At 49.1% G+C, this 503-nt stretch carries 1 protein-coding gene; it reads right to left on the minus strand.

The window, feature by feature from the left end:
• Nucleotides 1-39: 39 nt before the first annotated feature.
• On the minus strand, nt 40-503 hold a 464-nt coding region (locus ACFO1S_RS21080; RefSeq protein ID WP_204604831.1), incomplete at its 5' end, for a transposase.

A 503-nucleotide genomic window follows, 5' to 3' on the forward strand; every position in this document is an offset into this window, starting at 1 on the left:
GGTAGCGTCAAGAAGTTTGTGTAAACCCTAGTCGGGGGATTACTCGGAGTAACGTTCGAGATACATTTGTTCAAACTTTGCCTTCGTGTCAAAGTCGACAAATCCACGAATCGCTCTGCCACACCACTTTTCGTTATAGTCTAGTGCTTGCAGGTAAATGATTTTCTCCGCAGCTTCAATGTTGGTTAGACTGTTCATCGGCTTAAGTCGCTTACGGAGTTCCTTGTTCATGCGCTCGATGGGGTTCGAGGTGTAAATGGCTTGCCAGGTGAGTACAGGGTATTTGTAAAAGGTGAGCAACGTGGGGAGTTGTTCTTCCCATGACTGCACTTCCTTCGGGTACTGTTTACGCCACTTTGCCTTAAGCCCATCGAACACGGCCAAGGCGACATCGCCATCTACCGCGGTGTAAACCTGCTTCAGATCCTCGAGAAACTCCGTCTTGTCTGCAACACGGATCTTCGGAAACGTGCTACGGACTTTATGGACGACGCAGTGCTGTA

Source organism: Cohnella boryungensis (assembly GCF_042651945.1).
GTDB classification, from domain to species: Bacteria; Bacillota; Bacilli; order Paenibacillales; family Paenibacillaceae; genus Cohnella; species Cohnella boryungensis.